This window comes from Pseudomonas sp. SBB6 (genome assembly GCF_024213215.1).
Lineage (GTDB): Bacteria > Pseudomonadota > Gammaproteobacteria > Pseudomonadales > Pseudomonadaceae > Aquipseudomonas > Aquipseudomonas donghuensis.
In genome coordinates this window covers 411,748-429,044 of sequence record NZ_JANAVH010000002.1, presented here as the reverse complement: position 1 = coordinate 429,044, position 17,297 = coordinate 411,748, and the positions used below count along the sequence as shown (strand labels likewise).

The 17,297-nt window shown below is 62.4% G+C and carries 18 protein-coding genes; 9 read left to right on the top strand and 9 right to left on the bottom strand.

The annotated features are described in order from the left end of the window. Positions 1–246: 246 nt before the first annotated feature. Complete coding sequence (gene sthA / locus NLX68_RS05250) at positions 247–1,641, top strand: Si-specific NAD(P)(+) transhydrogenase (protein WP_010226951.1); 1,395 nt, start codon at positions 247–249, stop codon at positions 1,639–1,641. Positions 1,642–1,683: 42 nt separating this feature from the next. On the opposite strand, the gene NLX68_RS05245 is transcribed toward sthA, so the two are convergent. After that, a complete protein-coding gene (locus NLX68_RS05245; RefSeq protein WP_254283136.1) occupies positions 1,684–2,406 on the bottom strand; it encodes a glycerophosphodiester phosphodiesterase in 723 nt (240 codons plus the stop codon). A gap of 28 nt (positions 2,407–2,434) precedes the next feature. Further along, positions 2,435–3,022: a PilZ domain-containing protein gene (locus tag NLX68_RS05240; RefSeq protein WP_254283135.1), complete on the bottom strand. Its 588-nt coding sequence runs from the start codon at positions 3,020–3,022 to the stop codon at positions 2,435–2,437. Between the two features lie 94 nt (positions 3,023–3,116). Here NLX68_RS05240 and NLX68_RS05235 point away from each other — a divergent pair, with 94 nt between their 5' ends. The 3 genes from NLX68_RS05235 (at position 3,117) to NLX68_RS05225 (ending at position 6,375) form a co-directional block, all read left to right on the top strand. Next, a complete protein-coding gene (locus NLX68_RS05235) occupies positions 3,117–4,367 on the top strand; it encodes a lipoprotein-releasing ABC transporter permease subunit (RefSeq protein ID WP_036996404.1) in 1,251 nt (416 codons plus the stop codon). A 7-nt stretch (positions 4,368–4,374) separates the two neighbouring features. After that, entirely contained in the window at positions 4,375–5,058 is a 684-nt protein-coding gene (gene lolD / locus NLX68_RS05230) for a lipoprotein-releasing ABC transporter ATP-binding protein LolD (RefSeq protein WP_174242301.1), read from the top strand. Between the two features lie 72 nt (positions 5,059–5,130). Continuing rightward, positions 5,131–6,375 (top strand): lipoprotein-releasing ABC transporter permease subunit, encoded by a 1,245-nt coding sequence (locus NLX68_RS05225; RefSeq protein WP_254283134.1) that lies wholly within the window; start codon positions 5,131–5,133, stop codon positions 6,373–6,375. A gap of 104 nt (positions 6,376–6,479) precedes the next feature. On the opposite strand, the gene NLX68_RS05220 is transcribed toward NLX68_RS05225, so the two are convergent. After that, positions 6,480–7,829, bottom strand: a complete 1,350-nt coding sequence (locus tag NLX68_RS05220) for a heavy metal sensor histidine kinase (RefSeq protein WP_254283318.1) — start codon at positions 7,827–7,829, stop codon at positions 6,480–6,482. Then, entirely contained in the window at positions 7,826–8,506 is a 681-nt protein-coding gene (locus NLX68_RS05215) for a heavy metal response regulator transcription factor (RefSeq protein WP_036996402.1), read from the bottom strand. The genes NLX68_RS05220 and NLX68_RS05215 overlap by 4 nt, the downstream gene beginning before the upstream one ends. A 156-nt stretch (positions 8,507–8,662) precedes the next feature. Here NLX68_RS05215 and NLX68_RS05210 point away from each other — a divergent pair, with 156 nt between their 5' ends. After that, positions 8,663–9,157 (top strand): plastocyanin/azurin family copper-binding protein, encoded by a 495-nt coding sequence (locus NLX68_RS05210; RefSeq protein WP_254283132.1) that lies wholly within the window; start codon positions 8,663–8,665, stop codon positions 9,155–9,157. A 68-nt stretch (positions 9,158–9,225) separates the two neighbouring features. Beyond that, positions 9,226–10,056, top strand: coding sequence for an NADPH-dependent 7-cyano-7-deazaguanine reductase QueF (queF, locus tag NLX68_RS05205; protein ID WP_254283130.1), 831 nt, complete (start codon positions 9,226–9,228; stop codon positions 10,054–10,056). Positions 10,057–10,101: 45 nt separating this feature from the next. Here the strand turns inward: queF and NLX68_RS05200 are convergent, their stop codons facing one another. Both NLX68_RS05200 and NLX68_RS05195 read right to left on the bottom strand, forming a co-directional pair. Further along, complete coding sequence (locus NLX68_RS05200) at positions 10,102–10,365, bottom strand: DUF4404 family protein (RefSeq protein ID WP_254283128.1); 264 nt, start codon at positions 10,363–10,365, stop codon at positions 10,102–10,104. A 124-nt stretch (positions 10,366–10,489) separates the two neighbouring features. Continuing rightward, positions 10,490–11,050, bottom strand: coding sequence for a phosphonoacetaldehyde phosphonohydrolase-related protein (locus NLX68_RS05195; RefSeq protein ID WP_254283126.1), 561 nt, complete (start codon positions 11,048–11,050; stop codon positions 10,490–10,492). 191 nt (positions 11,051–11,241) lie between these two features. Between NLX68_RS05195 and NLX68_RS05190 the strand changes: the two genes are divergently transcribed. Continuing rightward, positions 11,242–11,943 carry a VacJ family lipoprotein gene (locus tag NLX68_RS05190; protein WP_254283123.1) on the top strand — a complete coding sequence of 234 codons (702 nt, stop codon included), beginning with the start codon at positions 11,242–11,244 and terminating at the stop codon, positions 11,941–11,943. A gap of 53 nt (positions 11,944–11,996) precedes the next feature. Here NLX68_RS05190 and NLX68_RS05185 read toward each other — a convergent pair whose 3' ends face one another. Continuing rightward, positions 11,997–12,296 carry a PilZ domain-containing protein gene (locus NLX68_RS05185; protein ID WP_254283121.1) on the bottom strand — a complete coding sequence of 100 codons (300 nt, stop codon included), beginning with the start codon at positions 12,294–12,296 and terminating at the stop codon, positions 11,997–11,999. Positions 12,297–12,557: 261 nt separating this feature from the next. Here NLX68_RS05185 and rssB point away from each other — a divergent pair, with 261 nt between their 5' ends. After that, on the top strand, positions 12,558–13,742 hold the full coding sequence (gene rssB, locus NLX68_RS05180) for a two-component system response regulator RssB (protein ID WP_010227138.1): 1,185 nt from the start codon (positions 12,558–12,560) through the stop codon (positions 13,740–13,742). Further along, on the top strand, positions 13,739–14,221 hold the full coding sequence (gene rssC / locus NLX68_RS05175; protein ID WP_010227140.1) for an anti-sigma factor antagonist RssC: 483 nt from the start codon (positions 13,739–13,741) through the stop codon (positions 14,219–14,221). Before rssB ends, rssC begins: the two co-directional genes overlap by 4 nt. A 30-nt stretch (positions 14,222–14,251) precedes the next feature. Here rssC and NLX68_RS05170 read toward each other — a convergent pair whose 3' ends face one another. Together NLX68_RS05170 and tal are read right to left on the bottom strand one after the other, a co-directional pair. Further along, positions 14,252–16,156, bottom strand: a complete 1,905-nt coding sequence (locus NLX68_RS05170; RefSeq protein WP_254283119.1) for an alkaline phosphatase D family protein — start codon at positions 16,154–16,156, stop codon at positions 14,252–14,254. A gap of 146 nt (positions 16,157–16,302) precedes the next feature. Beyond that, complete coding sequence (gene tal, locus NLX68_RS05165; RefSeq protein ID WP_010227059.1) at positions 16,303–17,229, bottom strand: transaldolase; 927 nt, start codon at positions 17,227–17,229, stop codon at positions 16,303–16,305. Between the last annotated feature and the right edge of the window lie 68 nt (positions 17,230–17,297).

Here is a 17,297-nt window from a genome sequence, read left to right as displayed (position 1 = left end):
AGCGATGCAGGCGACGCGCAATCGCTGACACTGCGCTGATGCCATCACCGGCAAGGCCGGCTCCCACAGGGTTTGTGTAAATGACATGTAGTGCAGAGAAAAATAGCCTACGACGCGACCAAGGGTTAATGTGCGCGGCGTTCAAGCTTGATTAGACTGCACCCGAATTTTTTCATGGCGCCGCTGGCGGCATGAGGTAGCCCCGCCCGCCGATGTGGCGCGCGGGCCTGTTCTGAAGGAGTACGCATGGCTGTCTACAACTACGACGTAGTGGTGCTGGGTTCCGGCCCCGCAGGAGAAGGGGCGGCAATGAATGCTGCCAAAGCAGGACGCAAGGTGGCGATGGTCGATAGCCGTCGCCAGGTCGGCGGCAACTGCACCCACCTGGGCACCATCCCGTCCAAGGCCCTGCGTCACTCAGTGCGCCAGATCATGCAGTTCAACACCAACCCAATGTTCCGGGCCATTGGTGAACCGCGCTGGTTCTCGTTCCCTGACGTACTGAAAAGCGCCGAGAAGGTGATCTCCAAGCAGGTTGCCTCGCGCACCGGCTACTATGCGCGCAACCGCGTCGATGTGTTCTTCGGCACCGGCAGCTTCGCCGACGAGCAGACCATCGAAGTGGTCTGCGCCAACGGCGTGGTCGAGAAACTGGTGGCCAAGCACATCATCATCGCCACCGGTTCGCGCCCGTATCGCCCGGCCGATATCGATTTCCACCACCCGCGTATCTACGATAGCGACACCATCCTCAGCCTCGGCCACACCCCGCGCAAACTGATCGTCTACGGCGCCGGCGTGATTGGCTGTGAGTACGCCTCGATCTTCAGTGGTCTGGGTGTGCTGGTGGAGCTGGTGGACAACCGCGCTCAGTTGCTGAGCTTCCTCGACTCGGAAATTTCACAGGCGCTGAGCTACCACTTCAGCAACAACAACATCACCGTTCGCCACAACGAAGAGTACGACCGTGTCGAAGGCCTGGACAACGGTGTGATCCTGCACCTCAAATCCGGCAAGAAGATCAAGGCCGACGCCTTGCTCTGGTGCAACGGCCGTACCGGCAATACCGACAAGCTGGGCCTGGAAAACATTGGCATCAAGGTCAACAGCCGTGGTCAGATCGAAGTCGACGAGAACTACCGCACCCACGTGCCGAACATCTACGGTGCCGGTGACGTGATCGGCTGGCCGAGCCTGGCCAGTGCCGCCCACGACCAGGGTCGCTCGGCTGCCGGCAGCATCGTCGACAACGGCAGCTGGCGGTTCGTCAACGATGTGCCGACCGGTATCTACACCATTCCGGAGATCAGCTCGATCGGCAAGAACGAGCAGGAGCTGACCCAGGCCAAGGTACCTTATGAAGTGGGCAAGGCCTTCTTCAAGAGCATGGCCCGGGCGCAGATCGCCGGTGAGCCGCAAGGCATGCTGAAGATCCTGTTCCACCGCGAAACCCTGGAAATCCTTGGCGTGCATTGCTTCGGCTACCAGGCGTCGGAGATCGTCCACATCGGCCAGGCGATCATGGATCAGCCGGGTGAGCGCAATACCCTGAAGTACTTCGTCAACACCACCTTCAACTACCCGACCATGGCCGAAGCCTATCGGGTAGCGGCTTACGACGGCCTCAACCGGCTTTTTTGAGCGGCTCCGGCCGGTGGCCTGAGCCGGCCGGGGAGACCGATTTCAGCGATTCTCGAGGGTGGCGCTGGCCAAACCGGGAAAGTCTGTAATCAGGCTGTCTACGCCGAAGTCGGCGAGCCTGCGCATCAGCGCCGGCTCGTTGACTGTCCACACCGACACGTGCAACCCCTGGCGCTGAGCCTTGATCAGGCGCTCGGGGGTGCACAGTGTCCAGTTCAACGCCAGCAAGTTGCAGCCATAGTTCTGGGCGACCTTCAGTGGGTCGAGCCAGGCGTATTCGGCGACCAGTCCCCTGGAAATATCCGGTGTCAGCTCAAGCGCTGCGCCCAGCACTTCCCGTGAGCTTGAGGTAATGGTGATCTTGTCGAGCAGGCCGAACTGCTGGGCCATTTCGCGGATTGCCAGCACGGTGGTGGCGGCGCGGGTGCGCGAGGCACTCTTGACCTCCAGTTGCCAGTGCTCGAATTCGCATTTCTCGAACAGTTCTTCAAGGCGCGGGATAGGGCAGGGCGAGACCCAGCCCGGGCCGCCCTTGCGTGCGTCATACGTCGCAAGATCGACCGCGAAGTGTTCGACCACTTTGCCGCGCCGGCCCGTGGTGCGCTTGAGGCTCGGGTCATGGATCACCATCAGCTGGTTATCGGCTGACAGGTGCAGGTCGAGTTCGCAGCGACGCACGCCGTGCCCGAGGCACTGCTGGAAGCTGGCGAGGGTGTTTTCGGGGGCTTCGCCCTTGGCGCCGCGGTGGCCGTAAATCGTGGTCACGTCTGTTCCTTCAACAAATAAGTGAAACTCAGGAGGCGCTTGGGTCGTTCTGCTCCAGGGCCTGGCGTCGTTGTTGCGCTTGGCGTTGCAGGATGTAGCGGGCCAGCAGCTGGCGCTGGGCATCGGTGATGTCGATGAACTCGGTGCCGACCTCGTACTGGCCGTCGGCGTTGCGGTCGCAATGGGTGACTTTGGCGCGCAGCAACAGGCCCAGGGCCTGGGGCATCAGCACCATCTTCACCGCAACGCAGGTGTCAGCGGCCAGCGGCTCGGCCTGGCTGAACTCGATGCCGCCTTCGGACAGCACCACCGCTTGCGGCGCGCTCAACTGCCCGAGCAAGGTCTGCGCGACCACGGCACTGAGCAGGTCGATGCGTTTGTTCTGGGCCTTGAGAAAGGCGGCCAGGGTGCGGTCCTTGTCACTGAGCTGGCGCAGCAGGTGTTGGGACTCGAACTCGCTCAGGTGCAATTCACTGAGCAGGTTGAACAGCGGCGAAGTATCTTGCAACAAGTCCGTGCCAAGCGCTTCGGCGGCGCTCAACGGGCTAATTTCCAGTGCGATCCGATCCTCGATACGGTAGTATTCGCGGCGATCTTCTTCATCTAATGTCGACATGGCGAACCCATGGTAGCGGCGGTGGTCTGAGTGTAAAGCTGCTATTCAAGCCCCGCCACAAGGACGTTCCTCTTTCATCCGAACAAGCCCCGACATGTTCAGACCTCTCTTCGTATTCATCGGCACGCGTTATACCCGTGCCAAGCGTCGCAACCACTTCGTCTCGTTCATTTCCCTGACCTCGATGATCGGCCTCGCCCTGGGCGTTGTCGTGATGATCGTGGTGTTGTCGGTCATGAACGGCTTCGATCACGAGATGCGCACCCGGGTGTTGGGCATGGTGCCCCACGCCACACTGGAAACCGGCCAGCCGATCAACGACTGGCCGGCCCTTGCCAGTCAAGTAAAGCAGAACCCGCAGGTTCTGGCGGTGGCGCCTTTCACCCAGATGCAGGGCCTGCTGACCCATGACGGCAAGGTGCAAAAGGTGCTGCTCAACGGCATCGACCCGGCCCAGGAGCGCCAGGTCTCGATCATCGACGACTTTATCCGCGAGGGTAAGCTCGATGACCTGGCCCCCGGCGAGTTCGGCATCATGATCGGCGACAAGGCGGCCACCAAGCTGGGCGTTGGCGTCGGCGACAAGCTGACCTTCGTCGCCCCCGAGGTCACCGTGACCCCGGCTGGCATGTTCCCGCGCATGAAGCGCTTTACCGTGGTCGGCATCTTTCATGTCGGCGCCGGTGAGATCGACGGCTACCTGGGCCTGACCAACCTCTCGGACCTGTCCCGCCTGCACCGCTGGAAGGCCGACCAGGTCCAGGGCCTGCGCCTGAAGTTCGACGACCTGTTCCAGGCGCCGCGGGTGGCCTGGGATATCGCCCAGAAGCTCGGCGAGCAGGAGTTCTATGCCCGCGACTGGACCCGCAGCCACGGCAACCTGTACCAGGCGATCCGCATGGAAAAAGCCATGATCGGCCTGCTGTTGCTGCTGATCGTCGCGGTGGCGGCGTTCAACATCATTTCCACCCTGGTGATGGTGGTCAACGACAAGAAGGGCGATATTGCCATCTTGCGCACCCTGGGTTCGACGCCCGGGCAGATCATGGCCATTTTCATGGTTCAGGGTACGGTGATCGGTGTGGTCGGCACCCTGATCGGCGCGCTGGTGGGCATCTTCGCCGCGCTCAATGTCAGCGCCGCGATCGCCGGCATCGAGACCCTGATCGGGCACAAGTTCCTCAATGCCGACGTCTATTTCATCGACTACCTGCCCTCGCAGATCATGGCCGAGGACGTGTGGATGGTCTGCGGTGCGGCATTGGTCCTGAGTTTCCTCGCCACCCTGTATCCGGCCTGGCGTGCGGCACGCACCCAGCCTGCGGAGGCGCTACGTTATGAGTGAGTTGGGCATGAGTGATAAAGCAGTGCTGAGTTGCCGCAACCTGGGCAAGTCCTACGAGGAAGGCCCGGAGAAGGTCCAGGTGTTGTCCGGTTTGCAGCTGGAGCTGCACCCGGGCGAGCGGGTGGCGATCGTCGGTAGTTCAGGTTCGGGCAAGAGTACCTTGCTCAACCTGCTCGGCGGCCTCGACACGCCTTCCGAAGGCAGCGTCTGGCTGGCCGGCGAAGAGCTCTCGGCGCTGGGCGAACGCGCCCGTGGCCTGCTGCGCAACCGCGCCCTGGGCTTTGTCTACCAGTTCCACCACCTGCTGCCGGAGTTCACTGCGCTGGAGAACGTGTGCATGCCGTTGCTGATCGGCCGCACCGCCATTCCCGAAGCACGTGAACGTGCCCAGGCGCTGCTCAAGCGCGTGGGCCTGGGGCACCGCCTGAGCCACAAGCCGGCCGAGCTGTCCGGTGGCGAGCGCCAGCGCGTGGCCATCGCCCGGGCCCTGGTCAACCGGCCGGGACTGGTCATGCTCGACGAGCCGACCGGCAACCTCGACCATCACACCGCCCAGGGCATCCAGGACCTCATGCAGGAGCTGAGCAGCGCCTCGCAGACAGCCTTCCTGGTGGTGACCCACGATCTCAACCTGGCGCGCCAGATGGACCGAGTGCTGCGCCTGGATGACGGGCACCTGGTACCGATCTGATTGCCCGCGCAACGTGCCCGCCACCGTTAGGCGGGTACCTGGTTCCTTTTCTTTACCCGGGTGCTTTCGTTCATGTTCAGACCCTTGTCTATTTTCATCGGCGCGCGCTACACCCGCGCCAAGCGCCGCAACCATTTCATCTCGTTCATCTCCATGACCTCGATGATCGGCCTGTCCCTGGGCGTGCTGGCGATGATCGTGGTGCTGTCGGTGATGAACGGCTTTCAACGCGAAATGAGTTCGCGCATCCTTGGCATGGTGCCGCATGCCAGCGTGCTCGGTGCCCAGCCGCTGGATGACTGGCGGCCAGTGGCGGCCGAAGCCTTGAAGAACCCTGAAGTGATCGCCGCCGCACCGCTGACCGAGATGGAAGGCATGTTGTCCTACAAGGGCTCGATGCAGCCGATCCAGGTCAGCGGCATCGACCCGGCCGAGGAGGGCAAGGTCTCGATCGTGGCCCAGCATATCGTTCAGGGTCGCCTCGAAGACCTCAAGCCGGGCGAGTTCGGCGTGGTCATCGGCGAAATCACCGCGCGGCGTTTTCGCCTCAACGTCGGCGACAAGCTGACCCTGATCGTGCCGGAAGTCAGCAGCGCGCCAGGTGGCATCACCCCGCGCATGCAGCGCCTGAACGTGGTCGGGGTATTCAAGGTGGGCGCCGAGCTGGATGGCTCGCTGGGCCTGATGCACATGGCCGACGCCGCGCAGATGCAGCGCTGGGCGCCGAACCAGGTGCAGGGCGTGCGCCTCAAGGTCAAGGACCTGTACGCTGCGCCGCAGGTGTCCAAGGCGATTACCGCGAGCCTTGGCGAGCAGTTCCGCGCCGATGACTGGACCCATACCCAGGGCAGCCTGTTCAGCGCCATGAAGATGGAAAAGACCATGATTGGCCTGTTGCTGCTGCTGATCATCGCCGTGGCGGCGTTCAACATCATTGCCACGCTGATCATGGTGGTCAACGACAAGGGCGCCGACATCGCCATCTTGCGCACCATCGGCGCGACGCCGGCGCAGATCATGGGCACCTTCATGGTCCAGGGCAGCCTGATCGGTATCGTCGGTACCTTGATTGGCGGCGTGCTCGGGGTGATCGCGGCGCTGAACGTCAGCCAGATCGTCGGCTGGCTGGAGCGGGTCAGCGGCCAGCATATCTTCACCTCGGACGTGTACTTCATCAGCACCTTGCCGTCGGAGCTGCAGTGGGGCGACGTGGCGCTGATCTGCAGTGCCGGCTTGATCATGAGCTTCCTGGCGACGCTGTACCCGGCGTGGCGGGCATCGCAGGTGGAGCCGGCGTACGCCTTGCGTTACGAGTGATGGCCGTTACGGCCGCGCTGCGGCCGATCGCCGGCAAGGCCGGCTCCCACAGGGTCTGATGTAGGCAGGGCCTTTGTGGGAGCCGGCCTTGCCGGCGATGAGGGCTACACTGTCGGCAAGTCGACCACAAATCTGGTCCAGCCCCCAGCCGACTCCCCACGAATACTCCCCCCGTGCGCCTGCACGATCGAGCGGGTAATCGCCAGTCCCAATCCCGCATGCTCACTGCTGCCTTCGCGCCGCGCCGGATCCGCCCGGTAGAAGCGGTCAAACAACTTCGGCAGCAGCGCCGGGTCAATCGGCTCGCCACGGTTGGCCACCTGTAGCCGCACCAGACCTTCCCGTTGTTCAAGCGTGACGCGAATCTCGCCACCGGCCGGAGTAAAGCGCAAGGCATTGTCCAGTAGATTGGACAGCGCCCGGCGCAACATATGCCGGTCACCTGCCAGCGGCGCCTGCCCCTCGCGGCTCAACCTCACGTCGGCGTCCTCGGCCAACGGGGCGTAGTACTCGAGCAAGGCATCGGCTTCCTCCTCAAGCGCCAACTGTTGGCGGCTGGGCATCAGCAGGCCGTGGTCGGCCTTGGCCAGGTAAAGCATGTCGTTGACCAGTTGCGCCATCCACTGCAGCTCTTCAAGGTTGCTGTGCAGCGCTTCGCGGTATTCGTCCAGGCTGCGTGGCCGGGTCAGGGTCACCTGGGTGTGGGTCAGCAGGTTGGACAGCGGCGTGCGCAGTTCGTGGGCAATATCGGCGGAGAACGCCGAGAGGCGCTGGAAGGCATCGTCCAGGCGTTCGAGCATGGCGTTGACGGTCTGCGCCAGTTCCGCCAGCTCCACCGGCATCTGCCCCTCCGGCAGGCGCGTGGTCAGCGACCGCGCCGACACCCCGGAGGCCACTTCCCCCATCTGCCGCAACGGCCGCAACCCGCTGCGCGCAGCCCAGGCGCCGAGCAGTGCGGTAGCCAGCGCCGAGAGGCCGACGGTAAGCCAGATCAGCTGCTGCATGCGCTGAAGAAAGTGCTGGTGGTGGGTGATGTCGAGAAACAGCGTCAGCTGGGCTTTGCCGTTGTTCAGGTTGACGCACAGGCTACGGTAGTCACTGGCGCTGGTGTGCAAGGTGCTGAGCCCGACCCGCTGCGGTGAATCGGGCAGGCCTGGCTGACTGTCGAACCAGATGCGCCCGTCACTGCCACGAATACGCACGGCAAGGTCTGCCTGGTGGCTGAGTTCGGTCTGCAGGGCAGGCAGGCGCGGGGCGAGGCTGGCCGGGTCATCCGCGCCCTCGAGCATCTGGCGCAACAACGACAGGCGACTGTTGAGCAATTGCTGGTCAAGTTCGATGAAATGGGTTTCGCTGGCACGGCTGAAAAGGATGCCGGCGGTCAGCGAGACCACCGCAGTGCAGGCGGCAAACAACAGCGCCAGGCGGCTGCCAAGGGACAGGCGGCGCATCAGGCGCTGCGCTCTTCAAGCACATAACCCATGCCGCGCACGGTATGGATCAGCTTGTTGTCATGGGCGTCGTCGATCTTCAGGCGCAGGCGGCGGATCGCCACTTCGATGACGTTGGTGTCGCTGTCAAAGTTCATGTCCCACACCTGCGAGGCAATCAGCGACTTGGGCAGGACTTCACCCTGGCGGCGCAACAGTAATTCGAGCAGGGCGAATTCCTTGGCGGTCAGGTCGATGCGCTGGCCGGCACGTTCGACCCGGCGCCGGATCAGGTCCAGGCGCAGGTCGGCCAGGCCCAGGGTGGTTTCCTGCGCCGGGCTGCTGCCGCGGCGCAGCAGGCTGCGCACCCGTGCCAGCAGTTCGGAGAAGGCGAAAGGCTTGACCAGGTAATCGTCGGCGCCCAGTTCCAGGCCATGCACGCGGTCTTCCACCGCGTCACGAGCGGTGAGGAACAGCACCGGGATATCCAGGCCGGCGGCGCGCACGGCTTGAAGGATCTGCCAGCCATCGCGGCCGGGCAGCATGACATCGAGGATCAGCAGGTCATAGTCGCCAGTCAGGGCCAGGTGCTGGCCGGTATTGCCGTCGCTGGCAAGCTCGGTGGCGAAGCCTGCTTCACTGAGGCCCTGGCACAGGTACTGGCCGGTCTTGGTCTGGTCTTCGACGATCAACAGTTTCATCGGCAGGCTCTATTAGCGTGGATTGCCGGAGGGTTATACCGCGCCGGGTGTGTCGGGTGGCCAAGCTGACAAAGTTGTAATCTTTTTGTCAGGTGACTGCCAGCGGCGGTTTTCTACAGTGAAGCCTGAATCGTCGCAACCCTGGAGTGGGCTTGAATGAAACACCTTCTTATCGTCGGCGCCCTGGCGCTGTTCAGCGTGCCAGCGCTGGCTTCCCCGGCACATTCCTATGCTTTTGGTCAGCCGGCTGCAGCAGCAAAGGCTACCCGCACCGTCGAAGTGGTGATGGGCGACATGTACTACGCGCCGCGCAGCCTGGCGGTCAAGGCCGGGGAAACGGTGCGCTTCGTGCTGATCAACAAGGGCGCAGTGGCGCACGAGTTCAGCTTGGGCGATGCCGTGATGCACGCCAAGCACCAGAAAGAAATGCTCGCCATGCAGGGCCAGATGGACCATTCGGCCATGGGCCACGGTGGCATGGAGCATGGCGCAGCCATGCAGCATGACGACCCGAATACGGTGATGGTCGAACCTGGCAAGACCGCAGAGCTGACCTGGACATTCAGTCAATCGACGCCGATCGAGTTCGCCTGCAACGTACCCGGTCACTACCAGGCGGGCATGGTCGGCAGGCTGACCATCGGCCAATAACAGCCGATTACCCAATGCATGGCCTAAAACCGATAAACTAGGCGCATTTGCTCCTACAGGTTTTAGCCATGCATCCTGCCGCCGAACATTCTCCGCTGGGTAAATCCAGCGAATACGTCGCCACCTACACACCTTCGCTGCTTTTCCCGATTCCGCGGGCGGCGAAATGGGCCGAGCTGGGCGTCAGCGCCGAGACCCTGCCATGGCTGGGTGTCGACTTCTGGAACTGCTTCGAGCTGTCCTGGTTGCTGCCGTCGGGCAAGCCGGTGGTGGCCATTGGCGAGTTCGCCATCCCGGCCGATTCGCCGAACATCATCGAGTCGAAGTCCTTCAAGTTGTACCTCAACTCGCTGAACCAGACCGTGTTCGAGTCGCCAGCGGCGTTGCAGGCGTGCCTGGTCAAGGACCTCTCCGCCGCCGCCGGCAAGCCGGTGGGCGTGCAGATCCGTAGCCTGGCCGAGGTCGAAGGGCAGGGTGTGGTCGGCTTGCCGGGGGTGTGCATCGATGAGCTGGATGTCAGCATCAGCAACTATGAGCAGCCGCAACCGGAGCTGCTGCGTTGCGACAGCAGCCACGTTGTCGAAGAAACCCTGCACAGCCATTTACTCAAGTCCAACTGCCCGGTTACCGGTCAGCCGGATTGGGGCAGTGTGGCGGTGCATTACCGTGGCGCGGCGCTGGATCACGCCAGCCTGCTGACCTACCTGATCAGCTTCCGCCAGCATGCCGACTTTCATGAGCAGTGCGTCGAGCGTATTTACCTGGACCTCAAGCGCCTGCTCAACCCTGAGCACCTGACGGTCTATGCCCGTTACGTGCGCCGCGGCGGGCTGGATATCAACCCGTACCGCAGCACCGGGCAGGTGACCCTGGCGAACCTGCGACTGGTTCGCCAGTAACGAAAAAGCCCCGTTCGATGACGGGGCTTTTTTATTCAGCTGGGCTTAGATGCCCATGCTGTGCAAGCTTACGGCAAGCCTGCGCAGGATGCCGGTCAAGCTGGGGTGGTTGGCTTCGAAGGTTTCCACAGCCAGGTTGACGCTATCGATCAGATCGTTGTCAGGGCTTGCGGCTTCCAGTTCGAGCTTGGCCTCGATTTGCTGCATCAGTTCATGCAGGTGTTCGCGCTCTACTTCTGAAAGTGGCGGGTTTTGCTCCAGTTGCTCGCGCAGCTCGTTGAGTTGCTGTTGCAGTTCGCGGGCAGGCATGGGTGTTCTCCCTCTATGAATAGGCACAGTCATGGACCCCGGCAGCGGGTGAAAGGTCCATGCCCTGTCTACTAGAGTAATCCACCGGCCAGCGCTTTGCATGACCCTGATCAATGGCGCTGTTTCAGGGTTTTTCGCCTTTGCGCCGGCGTTGGCCGATATCCGCCAGGCAATCGGCCAGGGCTTCAAGGTGGTCGATCACTGAGTGCACGCCCAGGGCAAACAACTGCAAGGTGGCCTGGCCACGCTTGCGTTCCTGCTCCTGCGGGCAGAGGGCTTGCCACTGGCTGCTGGGCCCGCAGGACGCCAGGCCGATGGTCCACAGCCCGGCATTGAGGCCCGATTGCAGCAGGCGCGGTTCGTCACTGACCAGCACGCAACCCTCGAGTTTACCCGCCTGCAGGTGCATCAGCGCCTGCCAGCAGGCATCTGGCGCAGGCCAGGGTGTGTTGCCGCCGGGGTAGCCATTGAGCCAGGCGGGCAGGGGGCGCGCCAGATGGTTGCCCTCGGCGGCCGGGAGCTCATCGAGCCAGGCGCAAGGAACCTTTTGTTGATACAGCCAGTCAAGGGTGGGCAGCGCGCCGGGAGTCGGGCAGGGAGTGCGGGCATCGGCGCCCGGGTTCACTTCGACAAGGCAGCCGCGCAAGCCGAACAGCAGGGCCGTGATGGCGGGGGAGTCTGGCATGGCAAGGTCCCTGAAATACCTTGCAGGCTACGCTTGGGTTGTTACCTTTTGGTGACGCTGCCGATACACAGTTATTCACTTTTTTGCGGCGCTGTTTATGCCAAGCTGCTTAACGGCAGCAGAGGCCTTATACTTGCTTCATTTTTCGGCGTAGGACGCGCAGCGTCTGCCCCAGTTCGAGGAGTAACTCTATGCGTAGGATCGGCCTGATCGATCGGATGACCCGGGCCTGTGTCTGTGCCGGCGTGCTGTTGGCACCTGTAGTCGCGGCCCAGGCGGCGACCGAAGAAGATCCATGGGAAAGCATCAACCGGCCGATTTTCCGCTTCAACGACACGGTCGACACCTATGCCCTCAAGCCGCTGGCGCAGGGTTACCAGGCGGTCACCCCGCAGTTCCTCGAAGACGGCATCCACAACATGTTCCGTAACCTGGGCGACGTCACCAACCTGGCCAACAACGTCCTGCAGTTCAAGCCGCACGCGGCCGGCGTCGACACCGCACGGTTGATCGTCAACACCACCTTCGGCATCGGCGGCTTCTTCGATGTCGGCACCAAGATGGGCCTGCAGCGCAACGATGAAGACTTCGGTCAGACCCTCGGCTACTGGGGTGTAGGCAGTGGCCCGTACGTGATGCTGCCGTTGCTCGGCCCAAGCACTGTGCGTGATGCCATCGCCAAGTACCCGGACACCTACACCGAACCCTACCGCTACATCGACCATGTGCCGACCCGCAACACCGCCATGGCCGTCGATGTGGTCGATACCCGCGCCAGCCTGCTGTCGGCAGAAAAGCTGATCAAGGGCGACAAATACATCTTCATTCGCAATGCTTATCTGCAGAATCGCGAATTCAAGGTCAAGGATGGCGAAGTCGTCGACGACTTCTGATCCGCATAGGCAAACAAAAGGCGACCTTCGGGTCGCCTTTTTTGTGTCTGCATTTATTTCATGTTGAGGATGCGCAGGCCAAGCTTCTGTTCGCCGCCAGGCTGGTCGGCGATCCACACCACCTCGGTGCTTGCTTCCAGGCCCTTCAGCGCCTGGTGCTCGGAGTCGATACGCACCTCGAGCCTATCGCCGACCTTGAACGGGCGTGGCGCCTGGACCTGCATGCCGCTGCTGGAGAGGTCCAGGCAGACGGCAGCGATGACTTGATCCGCGTGGATCAGGCTGACATCTGCATCCACCCGCATGCGAATGAAATCGCGCTTCTCGCTGTAGTCCGTGTGCACTGAACTCATGTCTGCATCCTTCCATTGCGTTGCGGTTGGAGGGGTTTTTATAACTCCCGGTGCTTTCAGCTGTAAAGAGCATCGGCGACCATCGGTGTGCCCTTGAAACGCCCGGCGGATGGGAGTACCGTCTGCGCCTTACAAGGCACCTCTGCTATTTGCCGGACAGGTTTTGATGTCCTACAACTCATAGAAGAGTAGCTCGAAGTGAATCCAGTACGTGGGCCCCGCTCACCTACGCCCAACCTATTCCTGGCGCCGTTTGCCCACATGCAGAAAACCAGTGCAACGCTGCTGATAATCGATGACGACGACGTCGTACGTGCGAGTCTTGCCGCCTACCTGGAAGACAGCGGTTTCAGCGTCCTGCAGGCAAGCAATGGCCAGCAGGGCCTACAGGTCTTCGAACAGGAACACCCTGATCTTGTGATCTGCGATCTGCGCATGCCGCAAATGGGCGGCCTGGAGCTGATTCGCCAGGTGACCGAGCGCGCGCCGGAGTTACCGGTGATCGTGGTATCGGGCGCCGGGGTGATGAATGACGCCGTCGAGGCCCTGCGCCTGGGCGCGGCCGACTACCTGATCAAGCCGCTGGAAGACCTCGCCGTACTCGAGCATTCGGTGCGCCGGGCACTGGATCGCGCACGGCTGGTGCTGGAAAACCAGCGCTACCGGGAAAAGCTCGAAACCGCCAACCGCGAACTGGAGGCCAGCCTGCACCTGCTGCAGGAGGACCAGACCGCAGGGCGTCAGGTGCAGATGAACATGCTGCCGGAAAGCCCCTGGGTGGCCGACGACCTGTCGTTCGAGCACCAGATCATTCCGTCGCTGTACCTGTCGGGCGACTTTGCCGACTATTTCCGCGTCGATGACAGGCGGATCGCGTTCTACCTGGCAGACGTTTCCGGGCATGGCGCCTCGTCAGCCTTCGTCACCGTGCTGCTGAAGTTCATGACTACCCGTTTGCTGTTCGAATTCAAGCGCGGCGGCACGTTGCGCGACTTCAAGCCCTCCGAGGTGCTCGGGCACATCAACCGGGGCCTGATCAACTGCAAGCTGGGCAAGCATGTGACCATGGTCGGCGGCGTAATCGACGAAGATACGGGTATCATGACCTACAGCATCGGCGGTCACCTGCCGTTGCCAGTGCTTTACACCCCGGGCCAGAGCCGTTACCTGGAAGGCCGTGGATTGCCGGTGGGGTTGTTCGAGGAGGCTGTCTACCAGGACCATATCCTGGAGTTGCCGCCGCAGTTCAGCCTGACCCTGCTATCTGATGGCATTCTGGACCTTTTGCCGGGTGAGACACTCAAAGATAAAGAGGCGGCCCTGCCTGAAATCATCAAGGCCGCGGGCGGTAGTCTGGATGGGCTGCGCCAACGATTCGGATTAGCTACGCTTGGGGAGATGCCGGATGATATCGCCCTATTGGTGTTGAGCAGGAACCTTCAATGAGTACGGGTAGAATCCAGTTCGCCGAGCAGAATGGCACCTTCGTGCTGAAGTTTGTCGGTGAAGTGCGCCTGACCTTATGTTCGGCGCTGGATGCGACGATTGAAAAAATCTTCACGGCGCTGAATTTCTCGGCGATCGTCATCGATCTGACGGAAACCAACAGCATCGACAGCACCACCCTGGGCTTGCTGGCCAAGCTCTCGATCCTGTCGCGGCAAAAAGTCGGGTTGCTGCCAACGGTGGTCACCACCCATGCCGATATCACCCGCTTGCTGCAGTCGATGGGTTTTGACCAGGTGTTCAACATCGTTGACCGGCCGATCCCGTGCCCGGAGTGCCTGACCGACCTGCCGTCCCAGGACCAGAACGAAGACGTGGTGCGCTCCAAGGTGCTCGAGGCGCACAAGATCCTCATGGGCCTGAACGACTCCAACCGCGAAGCCTTCCACGACCTGGTCAACGCCCTCGAACGTACCTGACCGTCGACCCGGGCGCCGTTCTGGCGCCGGTCAAACCTCTTTCAAGTCAGCTTCCCGTGGTGGAAACTCAGTCGCCTCGCTGCCATCGGCATTGAGCTGAAAAATCTGCGCCGGCTGCCCCTGTTCGTTGAAAAACACCTGGCCCAGGCCCGCGCTGTTCCACAGCCGCTCGCCGGCCTTGCTGTGGGCGGGTGTACGCGGGATCACCTGCATTTGCCGACGCTTGGTAAACCAGTTGAGCGGTGAGCGTGGCGAGTACAGCCAGCGGTTGAGCCGGTCGAAGGTATCCAGCAGGCGCTTGGGAAACTGGTTCTTGATGCCGCTGCTGGTGATCTGCCACAGGTGCGGGGCGCGCTGACGATGGCGGATCTGCACCTCGTAGACGAACGAATAGTGCACGTCACCGGAGAGGATCACGTAATGCCCCGGCGTGCGCGAGTGGCGGAAGATATTGAGGATGACTTGCGCGGCACCGCGATGGGCCATCCAGTTCTCGGCATCCACCAGCAGCGGATAACCCAGCCAACTGAACACCCGCTGCACGGTTTCGATCAGCTTGACGCCGAAGATCGGCGCCGGCGAGACGATGATCGCCGAAGGATGGTCGAGCAGCGCTTGTTGCAGCTCGCTGAGGGCTTCCCAGTCGAGCAGGCCGGAGGGACGCTTGAAGTTGCTTTCACTGCGCCAGCGCCGGGTGCGGGTGTCCAGCACCAGCAGCGCCGGGCTGCTCGGCAGGACGAACTGCCAGCCCTGAAAGCGCAGCAATTCGTTGATCAGCGTGTCCTGCAGCGGCGTGTCGAGGTAGTCATCGGCATCGGCGCTGTGGCTGCAAGCCTGGCAGTGCTCCAGCAGCCCGCTGAACGCCTCAGGGTTGTTGCCCCAGCCCTGGCAGAGCATGTAACCGAGCAGGGCGTTGCCGATGATACGCTTGGAGAACGGATGGCCGTAGGCGGTTTCTTCCCATTGTGCCGACAGGTTCCAGTCATCGGTGATGTCGTGGTCGTCGAAGATCATCAGGCTCGGCAAGTGTGCCAATACCCGCGCAACCCCGCCCAGGCCGCTGGCAAAGCCGTTGATCAGCTGTTGTTCCTGGCGGTAGCGCGCCTGGCGCTCGGTGGTGAGGCCCGCCGGCATCTGTGGCTCGATCAGGCTCCAGGGTACCGGCGACCAGACCAACAGGTACATGGCCATGACTTCGGCGAAGGTCACCAGGTGGTTGTCGGCGTTGCTGCTGGTGAAGATCGGTTTGCGCGTGCCACCAAAAAAACGCTCGCGCAGGGTTTCGTTGCTCTCCAGTGCCGGCAGCAAGTCTGCGCGGTGGTAATAGCTGGCCGGGTGCCGGTAGAGCGCGGCGCTGTCATTGACTACCGCACCTTGCAGGTGCTCGCCAAACAGCCCCAGGCGCTCGATCAGCGCATGAATGGCGCGCAGCATCGGGCCAGCGACATCGTCGGCGTAAACCTGGTCGCCGCTCATCATCAGCAGGGCAGGGCGCTGCAGTGGCGCGGGGTGTTCCAGCAGCAGGCGGTCGGCGCACAGCAGGCCGTCTGCTGCCGGGTGATGGGGTTTGCGGCATGAGCCGTGGAGCAGTTGCTCAAGGTGCGAGCGCAGGACGAAGTTCGGCCGTTGCGCGCCTGGGTAGAGCAGGTGCGGGGCGTACTGGGCGATGCCTTGGGTGTTGAGGAGCAGGTCGTAGTCGATCTGCGCGTCGCACGGCAGCGGGCTGTCGAGGTTGATGTCGAGCAGGTGGACAAAGGCGTGGCGACCGATCGGGACAACCGTGCAGTCGATATCGGCGCTAACGCCTGCGCAGCTCAGTTGCAGCTCGGCTTGCAGCGGCTCGGAGGCTACCAGCCAGAACACGATCCGCGTGGGTTCGAGGCGGCGCAGCAACGGGCCGGCCAGTACTGCGGGTAATTCGGAAGATTCAGACATCAACATCTCTGAAAGCAAAGTCGAAAGCATCGCGGGTCAAGCCCGCTCCCACTTGATGGGTGGGAGCGGGCTTGACCCGCAATGAGGCCCTGAAGGCCGATAAGATGCTCTACGCTGCACCCCTCACTGGCAAACCCAGATTTGTATCAGGCCTTTGCCGCCAACAACGCCTCCAGCTTCTCCTGATCCCGGGCAAACTGGCGAATCCCCTCGGCCAGCTTCTCGGTTGCCATGGCATCTTCGTTCGATGCCCAGCGGAACTGGCTCTCACTCAGGTGCTGACGCGCCTCGCCGTTTTTGCCAGGCTTGAGGATACGCGGCAACTCGCCCTGATCCTCGCTCAACTGCTGCAGCAGCTCCGGGCTGATGGTCAGCCGGTCACAGCCGGCCAGTTGTTCGATCTGGCCGATATTGCGAAAGCTCGCGCCCATGACCACGGTCTTGTAGTCATTGGTTTTGTAGTAGTCGTAAATGCGCGTTACCGACTGCACGCCCGGGTCTTCGGCGCCGACGTAGTCCTTGCCGGTGGACTTCTTGTACCAGTCGTAGATGCGCCCCACGAACGGCGAAATCAAAAACACTCCGGCGTCGGCACAGGCCTGGGCCTGGGCGAAGGAGAACAGCAGGGTCAGGTTGGTCTGGATGCCTTCCTTCTCCAGCACCTCGGCGGCGCGGATGCCTTCCCAGGTCGAGGCCAGCTTGATCAGCACCCGGTCGCGGCCGATACCGGCCTTGTCGTACAGCGCGATCAGTTGCCGGGCCTTGGCCAGCAGCGCCGGTTGGTCGAAGGACAGGCGGGCGTCGACCTCGGTAGAGATACGCCCCGGAATCACCTTCAGAATGCCGGCGCCAACCGCCACGGCAAAGGCGTCACAGGCAAGGCCGACATCGCCCTTGCTGTGCTCGACCGATTGCTTGAGCAGCTCGGCATAACCGGGCATGGCGGCGGCCTTGAGCAGCAGGGAAGGGTTGGTGGTGGCATCGACCGGTTTCAGGCGGCTGATGGCATCGATGTCACCAGTGTCGGCAACCACGGTGGTGAACTGCTTGAGTTGTTCCAGCTTGGAAGTCATGGGCGTGCTCTGTCCTGTGCAATGGCTCGACATTACCCGAGCGCCGCCAGCCGCTCAAGGGCTGGCTG

What these genes read in the sequence shown, in the direction of transcription:
- sthA (WP_010226951.1), top strand. Translation starts at nt 247, where the DNA reads ATGGCTGTCTACAACTACGACGTAGTGGTGCTGGGTTCCGGCCCCGCA.
- NLX68_RS05240 (WP_254283135.1), bottom strand. Translation starts at nt 3,022, where the DNA reads ATGTCGACATTAGATGAAGAAGATCGCCGCGAATACTACCGTATCGAG.
- NLX68_RS05235 (WP_036996404.1), top strand. Translation starts at nt 3,117, where the DNA reads ATGTTCAGACCTCTCTTCGTATTCATCGGCACGCGTTATACCCGTGCC.
- lolD (WP_174242301.1), top strand. Translation starts at nt 4,375, where the DNA reads ATGAGTGATAAAGCAGTGCTGAGTTGCCGCAACCTGGGCAAGTCCTAC.
- NLX68_RS05225 (WP_254283134.1), top strand. Translation starts at nt 5,131, where the DNA reads ATGTTCAGACCCTTGTCTATTTTCATCGGCGCGCGCTACACCCGCGCC.
- NLX68_RS05215 (WP_036996402.1), bottom strand. Translation starts at nt 8,506, where the DNA reads ATGAAACTGTTGATCGTCGAAGACCAGACCAAGACCGGCCAGTACCTG.
- NLX68_RS05210 (WP_254283132.1), top strand. Translation starts at nt 8,663, where the DNA reads ATGAAACACCTTCTTATCGTCGGCGCCCTGGCGCTGTTCAGCGTGCCA.
- queF (WP_254283130.1), top strand. Translation starts at nt 9,226, where the DNA reads ATGCATCCTGCCGCCGAACATTCTCCGCTGGGTAAATCCAGCGAATAC.
- NLX68_RS05200 (WP_254283128.1), bottom strand. Translation starts at nt 10,365, where the DNA reads ATGCCTGCCCGCGAACTGCAACAGCAACTCAACGAGCTGCGCGAGCAA.
- NLX68_RS05195 (WP_254283126.1), bottom strand. Translation starts at nt 11,050, where the DNA reads ATGCCAGACTCCCCCGCCATCACGGCCCTGCTGTTCGGCTTGCGCGGC.
- NLX68_RS05190 (WP_254283123.1), top strand. Translation starts at nt 11,242, where the DNA reads ATGCGTAGGATCGGCCTGATCGATCGGATGACCCGGGCCTGTGTCTGT.
- NLX68_RS05185 (WP_254283121.1), bottom strand. Translation starts at nt 12,296, where the DNA reads ATGAGTTCAGTGCACACGGACTACAGCGAGAAGCGCGATTTCATTCGC.
- rssB (WP_010227138.1), top strand. Translation starts at nt 12,558, where the DNA reads ATGCAGAAAACCAGTGCAACGCTGCTGATAATCGATGACGACGACGTC.
- rssC (WP_010227140.1), top strand. Translation starts at nt 13,739, where the DNA reads ATGAGTACGGGTAGAATCCAGTTCGCCGAGCAGAATGGCACCTTCGTG.
- NLX68_RS05170 (WP_254283119.1), bottom strand. Translation starts at nt 16,156, where the DNA reads ATGTCTGAATCTTCCGAATTACCCGCAGTACTGGCCGGCCCGTTGCTG.
- tal (WP_010227059.1), bottom strand. Translation starts at nt 17,229, where the DNA reads ATGACTTCCAAGCTGGAACAACTCAAGCAGTTCACCACCGTGGTTGCC.